The 1,126-nt window shown below is 71.7% G+C and carries 2 protein-coding genes; both read left to right on the plus strand.

The features are described from left to right. Window positions 1-369: cytochrome c oxidase assembly protein (locus HUK84_RS19490; protein WP_176641685.1), on the plus strand; the 369-nt coding region annotated here is incomplete at its 5' end. Next, window positions 336-776 (plus strand): GNAT family N-acetyltransferase, encoded by a 441-nt coding sequence (locus HUK84_RS19495; protein WP_176641686.1) that lies wholly within the window; start codon window positions 336-338, stop codon window positions 774-776. The genes HUK84_RS19490 and HUK84_RS19495, both read left to right, overlap by 34 nt. Window positions 777-1,126: the final 350 nt, after the last annotated feature.

Raw genomic sequence — 1,126 nt, forward strand, 5'->3', positions numbered from 1 at the left:
CTGGGCCTGCTGGGCCTGCTGGCCGGCCTGCTGTTCTGGGCGCAGGTCCTGCCCGGCACCCGCATCATCCGCCGCAACCCGGCGGCGGGGCTCTATGCCCTGCTGGGCGGCGTGCCGATGACGGTGGTGGCGGTGGTCTGGATGACCGCCCCCCGGGTGCTGTACGCCCCCTATCTGGACGTGCTGTGCCGGTGGGACCTGACGCCGCTGCAGGACCAGCACTGGGCCGGCTTCATCATGCTGGTCGCCGGGCTGCCGCTGCAGGTGGCCGGCGCCTGGCTGCTGGTCGCCCCCACCCCTGAACGCCCCCATCCTGAACGCGAAAAGGGACCTTCATGCCCGACATGCGGATCGCGCGCATCGCCCTGACCGACTGCCTGCCCATCCGCCGGGCGGTGCTGTGGCCCGGCCGGACGGCCGAGGAATGCCTGGTGCCCGGCGATGCCGACGCGCTGCATTACGGCGCCTTCGCCGACGGGGTCCTGGCGGGGTGCGGGTCGTTCTTTCCCGTCGACGACCGCACGGTGCGGCTGCGCAAATGCGCGGTGCTGCCCGAATGCCAGGGCCAGGGGATCGGCAGCGCGCTGCTGCGACGGGCCTTCGCCGATCTGCGCCCGCTCGGCTTCACCGGGATCACGCTGGATGCCCGGCTGACCGCCGTCGCATTCTATCGCCGTTTCGGGCTGGCGCCGCGCGGCGCGCCCTTCGTCAAGAGCGGCCTGCGCTATGTCGTCATGGAAGGCACCCTGCCGGAAGGGATTGACCGCGCGGGGTAGAAGGCGCTAGCTGCCGCGCATGACGACGATTCCCACCCCGCCGGCCCCTGCCCTGGCCGGACTCTATTACGCGCCGCTCTCATAGCGGCGGGGATTGCGTTCTGTACTCAACCGCTGCGTCGTCGGCGGTTGACTCTATCCGGATACCAGCGGCGACGCGGCTCGAAGAAAGCCCCGTTCATGCTGCCCCGTTCCCCTGCCCCTCGACCGCCCCAGGTCGGATTGATCGGTTTCGGCGCCTTCGGGCGGCTGATCGCCGTCCATCTGCGCGCCCATTGCCGCCTGCTGGTCCACGACCCCGCCCTGCCGCCCGACGAGGCCGCGCCGATGGCGGGCGTCATCGCCGGCCC

The sequence above is a fragment of the Nguyenibacter vanlangensis genome (genome assembly GCF_013376155.1).
Classification (GTDB): Bacteria; Pseudomonadota; Alphaproteobacteria; order Acetobacterales; family Acetobacteraceae; genus Gluconacetobacter; species Gluconacetobacter vanlangensis.

Excerpts from the sequence above, each read along its gene's own strand:
- HUK84_RS19495 (WP_176641686.1), top strand. The coding sequence starts at position 336 with ATGCCCGACATGCGGATCGCGCGCATCGCCCTGACCGACTGCCTGCCC.